This window comes from Ancylobacter rudongensis, assembly GCF_900100155.1.
Taxonomy (GTDB): Bacteria; Pseudomonadota; Alphaproteobacteria; order Rhizobiales; family Xanthobacteraceae; genus Ancylobacter; species Ancylobacter rudongensis.
Genome location: NZ_FMTP01000006.1, coordinates 21,751 through 37,194 on the forward strand (window position 1 = coordinate 21,751; position 15,444 = coordinate 37,194).

13 protein-coding genes are annotated in these 15,444 nt (G+C 69.0%); 8 read left to right on the forward strand and 5 right to left on the reverse strand.

The window, feature by feature from the left end:
• Nucleotides 1-2: 2 nt before the first annotated feature.
• The 4 genes from fdhE to fdnG all read right to left on the reverse strand — a co-directional run bounded on the left by fdhE (nucleotide 3) and on the right by fdnG (nucleotide 5,816).
• Nucleotides 3-917: a formate dehydrogenase accessory protein FdhE gene (gene fdhE / locus BLO63_RS15200; protein WP_091442186.1), complete on the reverse strand. Its 915-nt coding sequence runs from the start codon at nucleotides 915-917 to the stop codon at nucleotides 3-5.
• Nucleotides 918-1,005: 88 nt separating this feature from the next.
• Complete coding sequence (locus BLO63_RS15205) at nucleotides 1,006-1,737, reverse strand: formate dehydrogenase subunit gamma (protein WP_205409340.1); 732 nt, start codon at nucleotides 1,735-1,737, stop codon at nucleotides 1,006-1,008.
• Nucleotides 1,734-2,714 carry a formate dehydrogenase subunit beta gene (gene fdxH / locus BLO63_RS15210; protein ID WP_091442189.1) on the reverse strand — a complete coding sequence of 327 codons (981 nt, stop codon included), beginning with the start codon at nucleotides 2,712-2,714 and terminating at the stop codon, nucleotides 1,734-1,736. Before fdxH ends, BLO63_RS15205 begins: the two co-directional genes overlap by 4 nt.
• A gap of 12 nt (nucleotides 2,715-2,726) precedes the next feature.
• Nucleotides 2,727-5,816, reverse strand: coding sequence for a formate dehydrogenase-N subunit alpha (gene fdnG, locus BLO63_RS15215; protein WP_091442191.1), 3,090 nt, complete (start codon nucleotides 5,814-5,816; stop codon nucleotides 2,727-2,729).
• A 286-nt stretch (nucleotides 5,817-6,102) separates the two neighbouring features.
• Between fdnG and BLO63_RS15220 the strand changes: the two genes are divergently transcribed.
• The 8 genes from BLO63_RS15220 to BLO63_RS15255 all read left to right on the forward strand — a co-directional run bounded on the left by BLO63_RS15220 (nucleotide 6,103) and on the right by BLO63_RS15255 (nucleotide 14,345).
• Nucleotides 6,103-6,672 carry a TlpA disulfide reductase family protein gene (locus tag BLO63_RS15220; protein WP_091442194.1) on the forward strand — a complete coding sequence of 190 codons (570 nt, stop codon included), beginning with the start codon at nucleotides 6,103-6,105 and terminating at the stop codon, nucleotides 6,670-6,672.
• Complete coding sequence (locus tag BLO63_RS15225) at nucleotides 6,669-7,811, forward strand: transglutaminase-like domain-containing protein (RefSeq protein ID WP_091442196.1); 1,143 nt, start codon at nucleotides 6,669-6,671, stop codon at nucleotides 7,809-7,811. The genes BLO63_RS15220 and BLO63_RS15225 overlap by 4 nt, the downstream gene beginning before the upstream one ends.
• A gap of 152 nt (nucleotides 7,812-7,963) precedes the next feature.
• Entirely contained in the window at nucleotides 7,964-9,019 is a 1,056-nt protein-coding gene (gene selD, locus BLO63_RS15230; RefSeq protein ID WP_091442198.1) for a selenide, water dikinase SelD, read from the forward strand.
• A gap of 197 nt (nucleotides 9,020-9,216) precedes the next feature.
• A complete protein-coding gene (locus BLO63_RS15235) occupies nucleotides 9,217-10,524 on the forward strand; it encodes a nickel-dependent lactate racemase family protein (protein ID WP_091442201.1) in 1,308 nt (435 codons plus the stop codon).
• Nucleotides 10,521-11,846, forward strand: a complete 1,326-nt coding sequence (gene larC / locus BLO63_RS15240; RefSeq protein WP_244517897.1) for a nickel pincer cofactor biosynthesis protein LarC — start codon at nucleotides 10,521-10,523, stop codon at nucleotides 11,844-11,846. The genes BLO63_RS15235 and larC overlap by 4 nt, the downstream gene beginning before the upstream one ends.
• A complete protein-coding gene (gene larE, locus BLO63_RS15245; RefSeq protein WP_091442203.1) occupies nucleotides 11,839-12,645 on the forward strand; it encodes an ATP-dependent sacrificial sulfur transferase LarE in 807 nt (268 codons plus the stop codon). The genes larC and larE overlap by 8 nt, the downstream gene beginning before the upstream one ends.
• A gap of 3 nt (nucleotides 12,646-12,648) precedes the next feature.
• Nucleotides 12,649-13,314, forward strand: coding sequence for a nickel pincer cofactor biosynthesis protein LarB (larB, locus tag BLO63_RS15250; protein ID WP_091442206.1), 666 nt, complete (start codon nucleotides 12,649-12,651; stop codon nucleotides 13,312-13,314).
• Nucleotides 13,314-14,345 carry an SDR family oxidoreductase gene (locus tag BLO63_RS15255; RefSeq protein WP_091442209.1) on the forward strand — a complete coding sequence of 344 codons (1,032 nt, stop codon included), beginning with the start codon at nucleotides 13,314-13,316 and terminating at the stop codon, nucleotides 14,343-14,345. Before larB ends, BLO63_RS15255 begins: the two co-directional genes overlap by 1 nt.
• Nucleotides 14,346-14,348: 3 nt before the next feature.
• Here BLO63_RS15255 and aguA read toward each other — a convergent pair whose 3' ends face one another.
• Nucleotides 14,349-15,440 carry an agmatine deiminase gene (gene aguA / locus BLO63_RS15260; RefSeq protein WP_091442683.1) on the reverse strand — a complete coding sequence of 364 codons (1,092 nt, stop codon included), beginning with the start codon at nucleotides 15,438-15,440 and terminating at the stop codon, nucleotides 14,349-14,351.
• Nucleotides 15,441-15,444 lie beyond the last annotated feature (4 nt).

Consider the following 15,444-nt stretch of genomic DNA (forward strand, 5'->3'; position numbering starts at 1 on the left):
CCTCAATAGCCGAGCAGGAACGGGTTGAAGGCGGCGCGGCGATACGGCCCCTGCCGCATCATCAGATCGAGCCCCAGCGTGCCGATATCGTCGGCCACCGGCTCGATGGTCACATCCTTGTTCTGGTACATCACCTTCACATAGGTGTGGCACTCGTCGCAGGTTTCCGCCTTCACAGTGCCGGGGCTGCCCTCGATTTCCTGATAGCCGATGCCCTTGGTGGTGCCGCAGGCGCAGCAGCGAATGCGGACATAGTGCCAAAGGGTGGAGCAGAGCGAGCAGGCGCAGAAGCGGTTGCCATGGGCGTTCGGCCATTCGACGATGAGCGAGGCGACAGGCGGGCCGCCGCAGCACGGGCAAACGCCATCACCCACCGGCACCAGCTTTTTCGCCTCCAGCGCGGCGGCGCGGCGGGCGAAATGCACCTGCAGGCCGGCCGCGACATAGACATGCTCGGCCAGCCTCTCCACTGGCAGGTCATGGGCCAGCACGTCGCGCACCATCTGCGCCCGCACCGGGCCATCGGCGAGGCGAACGCGGGTGAGGGCGGCGGCGGCCTCCTCCGGCATCGGCACGCGGGCGGCGGCGTCGAACAGCTGGTCGAGCGTCGCCTCCAGCGTGTCGTCGAGCAGGGTGGTGGCGCGCTCCAACGCCGGCATCTCGAAGGCGCGGACGCGCTCCAGCTTCTCCGGGGCGGGCGCTTCCACCGGCGGCAAGGTCGGCACGATGGCCTGCTGCGCCTCGATGAGGCCGGCGACGAAATCGAGATAGGGCTTGAGCGGGCTGACCGCCGCATAGGTGCGCAACCGCTTCGCCCGCACGCCGAACAGGCGCGCGGGATCGGGCAGGACAGCGAAGGGCGGGGCGGAAACGGCACCGATCACGGTGGGATCGGGCTTGAGATCCTGCGACATCATCACCTCACGAACCGCACGGGCCACGTGGAACGGAAGGGCCCTGCCCCGGAGACGCGAGCGTCCGGGACGGGGTCGAAAGCGGGCCGGCCTACTCCGCCGGCGTCGGCGGGCGCTTGCCCGGCCGCGTGCCGACCAGTTCGCGCAGCCATTTGCGGTGGTGCCGCCAGGCCCAGCCGCCCGTCACCTTGCCGCGCGTCATCGCGCCAATGGTGCCCTTGACCCAGATGGCGGCGTAGACATGGATGATCCACACGCAAATGATGCAGACCGCCGCCACTGCATGGACGAGGACGGCCACGCGCTTCTGCTCGATGGTGGTGAAGGTGTAGAAATACTGGTCCCACATCGCGATGCCGCTGGCGATCAGCACGATGATGAGGCCCGACATGCCCCAGAAGACGAATTTCTGGCCGGCATTGTACTTGCCGATCTCCGGCAGCCTTTCCTCCCGCCCGCGCAGCACATCGCTGATCCGCGCGAGCCAGGTGCCGTCCTCCCGCGCCGGCAGGTTCGCCTTCCAGAAGCGCAGGAACAACCCGGCGAAGGAGAAGAACAGCACCACGCCGATCCAGGGATGCAGAATCCGCGTCCACTGGCCACCGCCGAACAGGCCCGTGAGGAAGAACAGGCTCGGCGTGAACAGCGCCATGCCCGACAGCGCCAGCAGGATCAGGCTCAGCGCCGTGATCCAGTGGTTGATGCGCGCGGCCACCGTGTAGCGCGACACCTGCACCGGGTGGCCCGGACGGACGGAATCGCCCGGTTCCACGTCATCCGGCAGGTGGTTCGGTTTTGCCGCCTTGAGGTTGCTGGCGCTCATGGCCTCCTCCCCTCGTGCAGGCTGGTGGGCGGCGCCGGCGGCGGGGTGCCGTCGGCGAGCCTCTCGGCATTCTCCTCATCCTCCTCCGAGACCCTGTTCGGCCCGGCGACGACATAGTGCAGGAAGCCGGCGGCGGCGGCGAAGCCCATCACCGCAAGGCCGACATATTTGGTCATGCCCTTCCAGGCGTCGACCAGCGGCGAGATGCGCGGATTGTCCGGCAGGCTGGCGTAGATGGACGGCGTGTCGGCGTGCTGCAGCACATACATCACATGGGTGCCGCCGACGCCCGGCGGGTCGTAGAGCCCGGCATTGCTGTAGCCGCGCGACTTGAGGTCGGTGATGCGCAGCTCGGCCCAGTCCTTCATCTCGTCCTTGGTGCCGAAGACGATGGCCTGGGTCGGGCATGCCTTCTGGCAGGCCGGGCCCTGGCCCACCGCCACACGATCGGAGCAGAGCGTGCATTTATAGGCGGTGTGGTCGACCTTGGAGATGCGCGGGATGTTGAACGGGCAGCCCTTGATGCAGTAGCCGCAGCCGATGCAGTTGTCGTGCTGGAAGTCCACGATGCCGTTGGAATACTGCACGATGGCGCCGGGGGCCGGGCAGGCCTTGAGACAGCCCGGGTCCTCGCAATGCATGCAGCCATCCTTGCGGATGAGCCATTCGAGATTCTCGGTCTCGGGGTTCACCCATTCGGTAAAGCGCATCAGGGTGAAGGTGTCCGGCGTCAGGTCCATGGGATTGGTGTAGATTCCGTGGTTGAAGCCGATCTCCTCGGTCAGGTTGTTCCATTCCAGGCACGCGGCCTGGCAGGCCTTGCAGCCGATGCATTTCGACACGTCGATCAGCTTGGCGACCTCGGTCAGCCGCGTCGCGGGCGGCGTGACCTCGGAGGCGGAGCGGCGCATCACATCCTTCTCGCCGAAGCGCGGGGCGTCGGAGGCGACGGAGGGGTTGGGGATGGGTGGGAACATGCTGCCGCCTCCCTATGCCACCACCGGCCCGGCCGAGGGCTCGATGTTGACCATGAACGCCTTGAACTCCGGGGTCTCGATGTTGGCGTCGCCCACGAAGGGGGTGAGCGTGTTGGCGGTGAAGCCCTTGCGGGCGGCACCGACGAAGCCCCAATGGATCGGCACGCCGACGATGTGGACAGTCTTGCCGTCGACCGTCATCGGCTTGATGCGCTTGGTGACGACCGCCTTGGCGTAAAGCTCGCCGCGCTTCGACCACACCCGCACCCAGCCGCCGAGCGCGATGCCCTTCTCCTTCGCCAGTTCCTCGGAGATCTCCACGAACTGCTCCGGCTGCAGGACCGAGTTCACATGGTTGTTCTTGGTCCAGTAGTGGAAATGCTCGGTGAGACGGTAGGAGGTGCCGGCATAGGGATAAGCCGGATCGCCGATATCGGCGAAGGTCTTCCAGTCGTCGGGGAAGACGCGCGCCACCGGGTTGCCCCGGATCTTCGGCGCGATGACGTTGGCGACCGGGCTCTCGAACGGCTCGTAATGCACCGGGAACGGCCCGTCCCGCATCATCTTGCGCACCCACAGGCGCGAGGTGCCCTCGGGGTTCATGATGAAGGGGCCGACATCCCGGGGCTTGGCGGTGGGCGCGATGTCCGGCACGTCGTAGCCGGTCCATTTGGTGCCGTCCCACTCGATCAGCTTGCGCGAGGGGTCCCACGGCTTGCCGTCGAGGTCGCAGGAGGCGCGGTTGTAGAGCACGCGCCGGTTCGCCGGCCAGGAGAACGACCATTTGAGGAACATGCCGGCATCGCCGGGGTCGGAATTATCCCGCCGCGCCATCATGTTGCCGGCCTCGGTCCAGCAGCCGGAATAGATCCAGCAGCCGCCCGCCGTGGTGCCGTCGTCGCGCAGCTGGCCGAAGCCGGACAATTGTTTGCCGGCTTCCAGCACCTTCTTGGTCGGGTCGGCGGGGTCGAAGACATCGACCAGCACCGAGCCGTTCATCTCCTTCGCCAGTTCCTCCGGCGTCGGGTCGCCCGGGTCCTTGTAGGACCAGTTGAGATTGACGATCGGGTCGGGGAAGGCGCCGCCTTCCTTTTTGTAGAGCTCCTTCAGCCGCAGATGGATCTGCGCCATGATCCAGGTGTCGGTCTTGGCCTCGCCCGGAGGCGAGCCGCCCGGCCAGTGCCATTGCAGCCAGCGGCCGGAATTGACCAGCGAGCCCTCATCCTCGGCGAAGCAGGTGGTGGGAAGCTGGATCACCTCGGTCTGGATGTCGGCCGGGTTCACCTTGTTGAAGGTGCCGTGGTCCTCCCAGAAACGGGCGGTCTCGGTCTGCAGCGGGTCCATGATGACCAGCATCTTCAGCTTGGCGAGGCCGGCGGCCAGCTTGCCCTTGTCCGGGAAGGCCTGAAGCGGGTTGAACCCCTGGCAGAAATAGAGGTTCACCTTGCCCTGCTTCATCATCTCGAAGACGCGCAGCACGTCGTAGCTGGCGACATCGAGCTTGGGCAGGTAGCTATAGGCCCAGTCGTTCTCCGCCGTGGCGGCGGGGCCGTACATCGACTTCATGAAGCTGACGAAGAACTTGCGATAGTTCTGCCAGTAGCTGGTCTGGTTCGGTCGCAGCGGCTTGAAGGCCCGCGTCGACATATAGGTGGCGAAGTCGGGTTCCTTCTGGGTGGGGATGTTGAGATAGCCGGGGATGAGGTTGCTCATCAGCCCGAGATCGGTCAGCCCCTGGATGTTGGAATGGCCGCGCAGGGCGTTCATGCCCCCGCCGCGCACGCCGATATTGCCCAGGATGAGCTGGAGCATCGCCATGCCGCGAATATTCTGCGCGCCCTTGGAATGCTGGGTCCAGCCGAGCGCATACATGCTCGTCATGGTCTTGGTCGGGGTCGAGCATTCGCCCACCATCTCGGCCACCTTCAGGAAGGCGTCCTTCGGTGTGCCGCAGATGCGCTCCACCATTTCGGGGGTGTAGATGGCGACGTGCTGTTTCAGCAGGTTCCACACGCAGCGCGGATTCTGCAGCGTCTCGTCGACCACGGCATAGCCGTCCGGGCCGATCTCATATTCCCAGCTGTCCTTGACGTAGTCGCGCTTTTCCTCGTCATAGCCGGTGAACAGCCCGTCCTGGTAGGCATAGCCCTCGCGCACCACGAAGGTGGCGTTGGTGAAGGGCTTCACATAGTCCCACTGCACCTTGTCATGGCTGATGCAGTGATTGATCAGGCCCATCAGGAAGGCGATGTCCGACCCTTGCCGGATCGGCGCGTAGAAATCCGCCACCGCCGCCGAGCGGTTGTAGCGCGGGTCGACGACGATCAGCTTGGCGCCGCGGGTGGCTTTCGCCTCCGTGACCCATTTGAATCCACACGGATGCGCTTCGGCGGCATTGCCGCCCATGATGACCACGAGGTCGGTGTTCTTGATATCCGTCCAGGCGTTGGTCATGGCGCCACGGCCAAATGTTGGGGCGAGACTCGCCACCGTCGGGCCGTGTCAGACGCGCGCTTGGTTATCGAATGCCAGTATGCCGGTCGAGCGCACGACCTTGTAGGTCGCGAACGCGGTCTCATTGGTGGTCGCGGAGGCCGCGAGGAAGCCGGTGGTAAGCCAGCGATTGACCGTCACCCCGTCCGCATTGGTGGCGACGAAATTGGCGTCGCGGTCGTCCTTCATGGCGCGGGCGATCTTGTCGAGCGCCACGTCCCAGGAAACGGCCTCGAATGTGTCGGAGCCGGCCTTGCGCAGCATCGGCTGGGTCAGCCGGGTCTGCGACTTCACGATGTCGCGCAGCGCCGAGCCTTTGGGGCAGAGCGTGCCGCGATTGGTCGGGTGGTCGGCGTCGCCCTCGATATGGACGATGTCGGCCTTCTCGCCCTTCTTCAGATCACCCTTGGAATAGATGATGATGCCGCAGGCGACCGAGCAGTAGGTGCAGGTGTTTCGCGCTTCCGTGGTGTTCACCAGGTGGAACGGCTTCACGGCAGCGGCGACGGCCGCCTCCGCCTCGCTGAAGCCGAAGGCACCCAACGTGGTGCCGGCAAGGCCGGCGCCCGACGTCTTGAGGAACGTACGGCGCGAGAGCTCCATATTCATCGTGGCCCTCCCGTGTCTCTCCGCAAAGCCAATCAGGCGATTGGCCTTTCCGATCACAGGCTATTTTTTACTTCCTCCAAAGTCAAACAGTCCAACGGCGAAGTGAAAGACGAAAAGCCGTTTGATTTCAGTGGTTTCAAATTGTTGCCGTGCGATTTCGACATGTTGCGGTGCAACCATTGCGGGTTTTGCCCATCGGCCGATTGACGATTGGCAGCACCCGGCGCAGCATCACGGCGTGCTCGCGTCTGCGGCTCCCGCGTGTCGGGGCGGAAAGAACCGTTTCTTGCTGGTTACTGTGGCTTCCCTTGCGTCATTGGCGCTTGGCGGGGCGCTGCCGGGCCATGCCACCGCGCCGCTGCCGCTCGGTGCCGCGCCGCCCCCGCTGGCGCTTGCCTCGCTGGACCACGGCCGGCAGGACCTTGCCGCATTGCATGGGCGCCCGGTGATCGTTCACTTCTTCGCGACCTGGTGCGCGCCCTGCCGGGAGGAGATGGCCGGGCTGGCGCGGCTCGCGACGCGGCGGGCCGCGGGCGGGCTGGCGGTTCTCGCCGTCGATGTCGGCGAGGTGAAGGTGCGGGTGGGCCGCTTCTTCGAGGCCCAGCCCGTGCCCTTCCCCGTGCTGCTGGACGAGGACCGCGCCGCGCTGAAGGCGTGGAAGGTCGCCGGCCTGCCGGCCAGCTTCGTGCTCGATGCCGGCCACACGCTGCGCCTCCACGCCGATGGCCCGGTCGAGTGGGACGACCCGGCCACCGAGCGCCTTCTCGACAGCCTCGCCGATCCCGCCGCCGCGCCCCTCGGCGCGGGGCTGCCGCCCCTCAACGACGATCAAACGCCCCGGGAGAGTTCGCCATGACAAGACCCGTGAACAGCCGCCGTGATTTCCTCAAGGCCGGCGTCGCCCTTGCCGCCGTCGCCGCCGCCCCGCACGCCGCTTTCGCCCAGGCCGCAGGCCCGGCGGCGGCCGCCGCCTTCGCCCCGAAGCCGGGCAAATGGCGCGACTTCGAGGTGGTGACGGTGCTCGATGTCAAACCCGTCGAGGGCAAGGCCGGCCCGGCACAAGCCTGGGTGCCGCTGCCTTCCTACACCGCCTCCGACTGGATGAAGCCGGGCGAAAGCAGCTGGAAGACCAATGCCGCCAAAGCCGAAATGGTGAAGGACCCGCATTACGGCGCGCAGATGCTGCACCTGACCTGGGCCGAGGGCGAAGAGAAGCCCACGGTCGAGATCACCTCGCGCTTTTCCACCCGCGACCGCGCCACCGATTTCTCCACGCCCGGCACGGTGGCCGCGCTCACGCCGGATGAGCGGGCGCTGTTCCTTGCCGCCACCGACCTCATCCCCACCGACGGCATCGTCAAGGCCACCGCCGACAGGATCACCGCCGGCAAGACCTCGGACCTTGAGAAGTCGCGCGCCATCTATGAATGGGTGGTGGAGAACACCTATCGCAACGCGGCGACGCGCGGCTGCGGAACCGGCGACGTCGGCTCGCTGCTGGCGAGCGGCAATCTCGGCGGCAAATGCGCCGACCTCAACGCGCTGTTCGTCGGGCTCAACCGCGCCGCCGGCATTCCCGCCCGCGACCTCTACGGCATCCGGGTGGCGCCCTCGGCCTTTGGCTATAAGAGCCTCGGCGCCAATTCCCCCACCATCTCCAAGGCGCAGCACTGCCGCGCCGAAGTGTGGTTGGAGGGCTTCGGCTGGGTCGCCACCGACCCCGCCGATGTGCGCAAGGTCGTGCTGGAGGAGCCGCCGGGCAAGAACGCGCTGGACGACGCCAAGGTGCTGGCGGCGCGCAAGGCGCTGTTCGGCTCCTGGGAGGGCAATTGGCTCGCCTATAATGACGGCCACGACATCGCTTTGCCGGGCTCTGACGGGCCCAAGCTCGGCTTCCTCATGTACCCGCAGGCGGAAGTGGCCAGCCTGCGCCATGACTGCCTCGACCCCGACGCCTTCGCCTATGTGATCAAGGCCAGCGAAGTGGCGGCGTGAGGGGCCTGCGTGCTTCGAGACGCGGGGCGTTGCCCCGCTCCTCAGCATGACGGACGTCTGTGGCTCACGTCATCCTGAGGTGCCCGGCAAAGCCGGGCCTCGAAGGGCGCAGGCGATCGCCGCGTCCGTGCCGACGATAAGGAAGACATGCCATGCTCGACACCCCCGCCGCCCCGTTTCGCCTGACCAGCCTCGCCCATGGCGGGGGCTGCGGCTGCAAGCTGGCGCCCTCGGTGCTGCGCGAATTGCTGGCCGAGCAGCCTTCCGGCGCCGGTTTCACCCGGCTGCTGGTCGGCACCGAGACCGGCGACGACGCGGCGGTCTACCAGCTGGACGACGACACTTGCCTGATCGCCACCACCGATTTCTTCATGCCGATGGTGGACGACCCCTATGAGTTCGGCCGCATCGCCGCCACCAACGCGATCTCCGACGTCTATGCCATGGGCGGCACGCCGCTGCTGGCGCTGGCCATTCTCGGCATGCCGCTCGGCAAGCTGGAGCCGGCGCTGGTGCGCGAGATTTTGAAGGGCGGCGCCTCGATCGCGGCGGAGGCCGGCATTCCGGTGGCGGGCGGCCATTCCATCGACGCGCCGGAGCCGATCTATGGGCTGGCGGTGATCGGCACCGCGCGGCCGGAACATATCCGCAAGAACAGCACCGCCCGCGCCGGCGACGTGCTGATCCTGACCAAGGCGCTGGGGGTGGGGGTCTATTCCGCCGCCTTCAAGAAGGAGAAGCTCTCGCCCTCCGCCTATGCCGAGATGATCGCCGCGATGACGACGCTCAACCGCATCGGCACCGCGCTCGGCCGGGACGTGGCTGTGCATGCGGTGACCGATGTCACCGGCTTCGGCATTCTCGGCCATGGGCTGGAAGTGGCGCGCGGCTCGGGCCTCGCGCTGGAAATCGCGGCGTCGGCGCTGCCCCTGCTCACCGAGGCGCGGGCGCTGGCGCAGGCGGGCTTCGTCACCGGCGCCTCGCACCGCAACTGGGCGAGCTATGGCGACGGCGTGCGCCTGCCGGAAGCCATGCTGGAGGCCGCGCGGCACCTGCTCACCGACCCGCAGACCTCGGGCGGGCTGTTGCTGGCGGTGGCGCCCGAGGCGGCCGAGCGGGTGCTGGGCGAGATCCGCGCCGCCGGCTTCTCCCGCGCCGCCATCATCGGCCGCGCGATGGAGGGAACGCCCTCAGTCACGGTGGTTTGATCGGGCGCCCCAGTGCCGCCCGCGCGGCGTACGCCCCTTGGCGATGCCGCCAAAGCGTGGATCGGGCTTCGGCGAGCCGGCCGCGCCGCTTTTCGTTGTCGGCTTGCCGGTTTATGTCCGGCCCCCAGCGGGATATCCTCCTCTCTCGACCATCGGGGAGGGGAGCCTCCAGCAGTGGGCAACCTCAAGGAGCGGCCATGTCTCACACGGGTCTTGAACTCGCCTTCGGGCGCGGCGCGCTGGACCTCACCTTGCCGCCCGAGGCGCAGCCGACCGTGCTGCGCAAGGCGGCGCTGCCGAAGCTGCCCGACAATGTGGCCGCCATCCGCCACGCCTTCGCGCATCCCGTCGATTCGGCACCGCTCCATGAGCTGGCGAAGGGGCGCAAGAGCGCCTGCATCCTCATCTGCGATATCACCCGCCCGGTGCCGAACCGGCTGTTCCTGCGGCCGATGATTGAAACGCTGATGGCGGCCGGCATCCCTGCCGGGGCGATCACCGTGCTGGTCGCGACCGGGCTGCACCGGCCGAATGAGGGCGAGGAACTGGCCGAGCTGGTCGGCGACCCCTGGGTGCTGGAGACGGTGACGGTCGAGAACCACTTCGCCCGCGATGAGGCCGCCCATGTCGATCTGGGCCCCACCCCGACGCGCGGCACGCCGGTCTTCATCGACCGGCGCTTTGCGCAGGCCGATCTGCGCATCGCCACCGGGCTGGTGGAGCCGCACTTCATGGCCGGCTGGTCCGGCGGGCGCAAGGTGGTGGCGCCCGGCGTCGCCGGCCACCAGACCATCCGCACCTTCCATTCTGCCCGCTTCATGGAAGATCCACTGGCGGTGCAGTGCAACCTCGTCGGCAATCCGCTGCATGAGGAGCAGCTGGAGATCGTGCGCAAGCTCGGCGATGTCTATGCGCTGAACACGGTGCTGGACGAGGAGCGGGACCTGGTCTTCGTCTCCTTCGGCGAGATCATCGCCAGCCACCTCGCCGCCGTGGCGTTCGTGGAGAGTTCGACTGTGATCGAGGCGCCGCGCCGTTTCCACACGGTGGTGACATCTTCAGCCGGCTATCCATTGGACAAAACCTATTACCAGACGGTCAAGGGCATGGTGACGCCGCTCGACATTCTGGAGCCCGGCGGCACGCTGATCATCGCCTCGGAGTGCTCGGAAGGTTTTGGCAGCGAGGAATTCCGCGCCGCGCAGGAGCGGCTGGTGGAACTGGGGCCGGAGCGCTTCCTCGCCACGCTCACCGCCAAGACGCTGGCCGATGTCGATGAATGGCAGACCGAGATGCAGCTCAAGCCCATGCGCGTGGGCCGCATCCAGCTCCACACCACGGGGCTGACCGAGGAGGAGCGGCGCATCACGGCGGTGGAAATCGTCGCGGATCTCAACGAGGCGATCGCCGCCAGCCTGAAGCGTTCCGGCGACAACGCGCTCGCCATCATTCCCGAGGGGCCCTATGTGATCCCGGTCTGCCGCGGCCGGCAGGCGGCGGCGTGAGACGCATCCATCTCGACGCGGTGGGCGGCGTCGCCGGCGACATGTTCGTGGCGGCGCTGCTGGATGCCTTTCCGGACCTCGCCCCCCGCGTGCTGGCGGATGCCCGCGCCGTGCTGCCGGAAGAGGCGGGCACGCCCGTTCTGCGCGCGGGGTTGAGCGGTGGCATCGCCGTGCGCCGCTTCGGGCTGAAGGGCGAGCACGCCCACACGCACGCCCATTCCCATTCCCATTCTCACACCCACGACGCTCACCCTCCTTCCGTCCTCGACCCGGCCACCCAGGCGTCCACCGGGGTTGGGGCGGAGGGGCTGGGTCCCCGGGTCGAGCCCGGGGATGAGCACGCGCACGCGCACGCGCCCCACGCTCACTCCCACCCCCACGCCGGCACCTATCGCGACATGCGGGTGCGGATCGCGGCGGCGTCGCTCAGCGCCGGCACGACGGAGCATGCCTGCGCCATTCTCGCCCTCATTGCCGAGGCGGAAGCCGCCATCCACCGGGTGAAGGTGGAGGAGGTGCATTTCCACGAAATCGCCGACTGGGATTCGCTGCTCGACGTGGTGGCCGCCGGTAGCCTCGCGGCGGCGCTGGACGGCGCGGAGTGGACCGTCTCGCCGCTGCCGCTCGGCGGCGGGCTGGTGAAGACGCAGCATGGGCTGCTGCCGGTTCCGGCGCCGGCCACCACTTCCATCCTCACCGGCTTTGACTGGCGCGAGGATGGCGTCGCCGGCGAGCGCGTGACCCCGACCGGGGCGGCGATCCTCAAGCATCTGGCGCGCGCCGGTCGCCCGGCCGGCGGGCGGCTGGTGGCGTCGGGCACCGGGGCGGGCACGCGCGACCTGCCCGGCCTGCCCAATGTGCTGCGGGCGCTGGTGTTCGAGCCGGCGCCGGCGGAAGGCGATACGCTGGCGGGCGATGTGGTCACGGTCTTCGAATGCGAGATCGACGACATGACCGGCGAGGAGATCGGCACCGCCACGGCGCTGCTGCGCGGCGAGGCCGGCGTGCTCGATGTCAGCCTCGACCAGCGCTTCGGCAAGAAGGGGCGGCCAATGGTGGCGCTGCGGCTGCTGGTGCGGCCGGATTGCACGCAGGCGGTGGCGAGGGCTTGCTTCGCGCAGACCTCGACGCTGGGGCTGCGCATCCGCGAGGAGCGCCGGCTCACCCTGACGCGCGCGGCGGGCGCGGTTGACGGCGTGGCGGTGAAGCGCGCGGCGCGCCCCGGTGGCGCCACGGTGAAAGCGGAGAGCGACGCGCTGACCGGCGCCACGCTGATGGCGCGGCGGGCGCAGAAGCAGCGGGCGGAGCGCGGGGATGAGTGATCTCCAGCCAATGCCCGCCGCCGCGCGGCTGGCGCGCGTGCTCGACCGCTTCCCGGCGCTGGCGGTGGCGGTGAGCGGCGGGGTCGATTCGCTCACCCTGGCCAGCTTCGCTTTCGCCCATGGCGTGCCGCTCAGCGTGATCCATGCCGTGTCCCCGGCCGTGCCGGCGGAGGCGACGGCGCGGGTGCGGGAGCTGGCGGCGGCGCAGGGCTGGGACCTGACCGTGACCGGCAGCGGCGAGTTCGAGGATCCGCGCTACCGCGACAACCCGGTGGACCGCTGCTATTTCTGCAAGACCAATCTCTATGACCGCATTGCCGGGCTGACCGACCGGCCGATCGCGTCGGGCGCCAATCTCGACGATCTCGGCGACTACCGGCCGGGCCTGATCGCCGCCACCGAACGGCGGGTGGTGCACCCCCTTATCGAGGCCGGAATGACCAAGGCCGATGTGCGCGCGCTCGCCCGCGAGCTCGGGCTCGGCGCGGTCGCGGAACTGCCGGCGCAGCCCTGCCTCGCCAGCCGGGTCGAGACCGGGATCGCCATCGATGCGGACGACCTCGCCTTTGTCGAGCGGGCTGAGCGCCGGCTTTCCGCGCTCACCGGCGGCGGCACGCTGCGCTGCCGCATCACCCATCAGGGCGTGGCGGTGGAACTGGGCGAGGAGGCGATGGGGCAGGCGGGTGCGGTGGACGCGCTGATGGCGCAGCTCTGCGCCGGGGACGGGCGGGCCTATGCCGGCTCCCGCGCCTATCGTCGCGGCGCCATGTTCGTCGGCGCTCCGACCATGGGGGCCTGAGCCATGGATTTCATCTTCGACTGGAACCGCGCCGCGCGCACCGGCCTGCCCGAGGCGGTGCTGTGCAGCGCCAAGTCGACCGAACAGATCACCGAGATCCTCGCCGCCGCCCGCGCGCGCGGGGCGCGGCTGCTGCTGACGCGGCTGGAGCCGGCGGGCTTTGCGGCGCTGGACGCGGCGGCGCGTGCCGGGCTCGACTATGACCCGCTGTCCCGCACCGCCGTGCTGGGCGGCAAGGTGGCGCTGGCCGACGCCCAGGTGGCGGTGGTGGCGGCTGGCACCTCGGACCTGCCGGTGGCGCGCGAGGCGGTGCAGACCCTCGCCTTCAGCGGGCAGGGGGCGCTGCTCGTCGCCGATGTCGGCGTCGCCGGGCTGTGGCGGCTGATGGAACGGATCGAGGACATCCGCGTCTGCCGGGTGGTGATCGCGGTGGCGGGAATGGAGGGGGCGCTGTTCAGCGTGCTGGGCGGGCTGGTGAGCGCGCCTGTTATCGCCGTGCCGACCTCGGTCGGCTATGGCGTCGCCGAGGGAGGCCGGGCCGCGCTCACCTCGGCGCTGGCGAGCTGCGCGCCGGGGGTGGTGGCGGTCAACATCGACAATGGCTTCGGCGCGGCCTGCGCCGCGCTCAAAATGCTGGCCATGGCCGCGCCTAGCCGGGGGGAGCCGTGATGGCGCGCGTTCTCGTCACCGGCGGCTCGGGCTTCATCGCCGCCTATGTCATTCTCGCGCTGCTGCGCCAAGGCCATGAGGTGCGTGCCACGCTGCGCGACATGGCGCAGGAGGGGCAGGCGCGGGCCCAGCTGGCGGCGGGCGGGGCCCGGCCGGAGGCGGCGCTGAGCTTCCACCGCGCCGATTTGCTCGACGATGACGGCTGGGCGGCCGCGCTGGCCGGCTGCGATTATGCCCTGCATGTGGCCTCACCCGTGCCGGCGGGCCTGGTGGCGGATGATGAGGCGGGGCTGATCGCGGTGGCGCGCGAGGGCACGGTGCGGGTGCTGAAGGCGGCGCGGGCGGCGGGCGTGCGGCGGGTGGTCGTCACCTCCTCCTTCGCGGCGGTGGGCTATGGCCATGCGCCGCGCACGGGCCCCTATGACGAGCGCGACTGGACCGCGCCTGATGGTGCCGGCGTCGACGCCTATACGCGCTCCAAGACCCTGGCGGAGCGGGCGGCATGGGATTTCATCGCCGGCGAGGGCGCCGGCATGGAACTGGCGACCGTCAACCCGGTGGTGGTGCTCGGCCCGGCGCTGGGGCCTGACATGTCCGCCTCGCTGGACCTCATACACGCCCTGCTGGACGGGGCCATGCCGGCGACGCCGCGCCTCTATCTCGGCCTTGTCGATGTGCGCGACGTCGCCGATCTGCATCTCAAGGCGATGACGGCACCGGAGGCGGCAGGCGAGCGCTTTCTCGCCACGGCGGGCGCGGCGGTGTCGCTGCATGAGATGGCGAAGGTGCTGCGGGCGGGGCTCGGGCCGGCGGCGCGGCGTGTGCCGCGCATCCAGCTGCCTGATGTGATGGTGCGCCTTGCCGCGCTCGTGCTGCCGATGGCCCGGATGGCGGTGCCCCGGCTCGGTATCCGCCGCGACGCCGCCAATGCCAAGGCGCGCGACATCCTCGGCTGGTCGCCGCGCCCGGCGGAAGAGGCGATCCTTGCTACGGCGGAAAGCCTGATCCGGCTGGGCCTGGTGAAGGGATGAGCGTCAGGCCGGCGTGCCCAGTGGCTGCTGCTGAGTGATGCAGTGGATGTTGCCGCCGCCGAGAATGATCTCATGCGTCGGCACGCCCACCACCTCGCGCTCCGGGAACAGGCGGGCGAGGATGTTCTGCGCCGCCGCGTCCTGCGCCGGGTCGAGCAGCGGCATCAACACGAAGCCGTTGCCGAGATAGAAATTGGCATAGGAGGCGCCGAGCCGCTCGCCGGGACGGCGCGACATGGTGCCGGGCTCGGTGCCGAGGTCGAGCGCTTCCTCGCCCGTGCGGAACAGCGGGCCGGGCAGCGGCAGGGTGACGATCTCAAGCGCGCGCCCGCGGGCGTCGGTCATCGCCGCCAGGCGCTCACGCGCGTCCTTCGAGATCGGGTATTGCGGGTCGAGCGGGTCGTCGCAGCCGGTCAGCGCCACCACGCCGGGGCGGACGAAGCAGGCGAGGTTGTCGATATGGCCTGACGTTTCGTCGTCGACGAGGCCGGCGCCGAGCCAGAGCACCTTGGAGACGCCGAGATAGTCCTTCAGGTGCTGCTCGATTTCCTCGCGCGAGAGGTCCGGGTTGCGGTTGGGGTTGAGCAGGCACTCCTCGGTGGTGAGCACCGTGCCTTCGCCATCGACATGGATCGAGCCGCCTTCCAGAACGAGCGGCGCCACGTAGCGCGGCGCCCGCTCGATCTCCAGCATCTTGGCGGCGATCAGCTCGTCCTGGTCGCAGGGGGCGTAGAGGCCACCCCAGGCATTGAAGCCCCAGTCGACGCCGCGCAGCCGGCCGGCGGAATCGGTGAGGAAGGTGGCGCCGCAGTCGCGGCACCAGGAATCGTCGGAGGTCGCTTCCACCACGCGCACCGAAGGCGGCAGGGCGGCGCGGGCATGGCGCCACTGGCGCGGGCTCGCGAGCATGGTGACGGGCTCGAAGCGGGCAATGGCGCTGGCCACGGCCACAAAAGCGTCCTGCGCCGGTTCGGCGTCGGCGCGCCAATTATCCGGGCGCTCGGGCCAGATCATCCAGGTGCCGGCATGCGGCTCCCATTCGGCCGGCATGCGGAAGCCGTCGGCGGCGGGCAGGGTGGTGAGGGTGTGGGTCATGATG

Coding starts and splice junctions, on each gene's coding strand:
- fdhE (WP_091442186.1), bottom strand. CDS start 917: ATGATGTCGCAGGATCTCAAGCCCGATCCCACCGTGATCGGTGCCGTT.
- BLO63_RS15205 (WP_205409340.1), bottom strand. CDS start 1,737: ATGAGCGCCAGCAACCTCAAGGCGGCAAAACCGAACCACCTGCCGGAT.
- fdxH (WP_091442189.1), bottom strand. CDS start 2,714: ATGTTCCCACCCATCCCCAACCCCTCCGTCGCCTCCGACGCCCCGCGC.
- BLO63_RS15225 (WP_091442196.1), top strand. CDS start 6,669: ATGACAAGACCCGTGAACAGCCGCCGTGATTTCCTCAAGGCCGGCGTC.
- selD (WP_091442198.1), top strand. CDS start 7,964: ATGCTCGACACCCCCGCCGCCCCGTTTCGCCTGACCAGCCTCGCCCAT.
- BLO63_RS15235 (WP_091442201.1), top strand. CDS start 9,217: ATGTCTCACACGGGTCTTGAACTCGCCTTCGGGCGCGGCGCGCTGGAC.
- larE (WP_091442203.1), top strand. CDS start 11,839: ATGAGTGATCTCCAGCCAATGCCCGCCGCCGCGCGGCTGGCGCGCGTG.
- larB (WP_091442206.1), top strand. CDS start 12,649: ATGGATTTCATCTTCGACTGGAACCGCGCCGCGCGCACCGGCCTGCCC.
- BLO63_RS15255 (WP_091442209.1), top strand. CDS start 13,314: ATGGCGCGCGTTCTCGTCACCGGCGGCTCGGGCTTCATCGCCGCCTAT.
- aguA (WP_091442683.1), bottom strand. CDS start 15,440: ATGACCCACACCCTCACCACCCTGCCCGCCGCCGACGGCTTCCGCATG.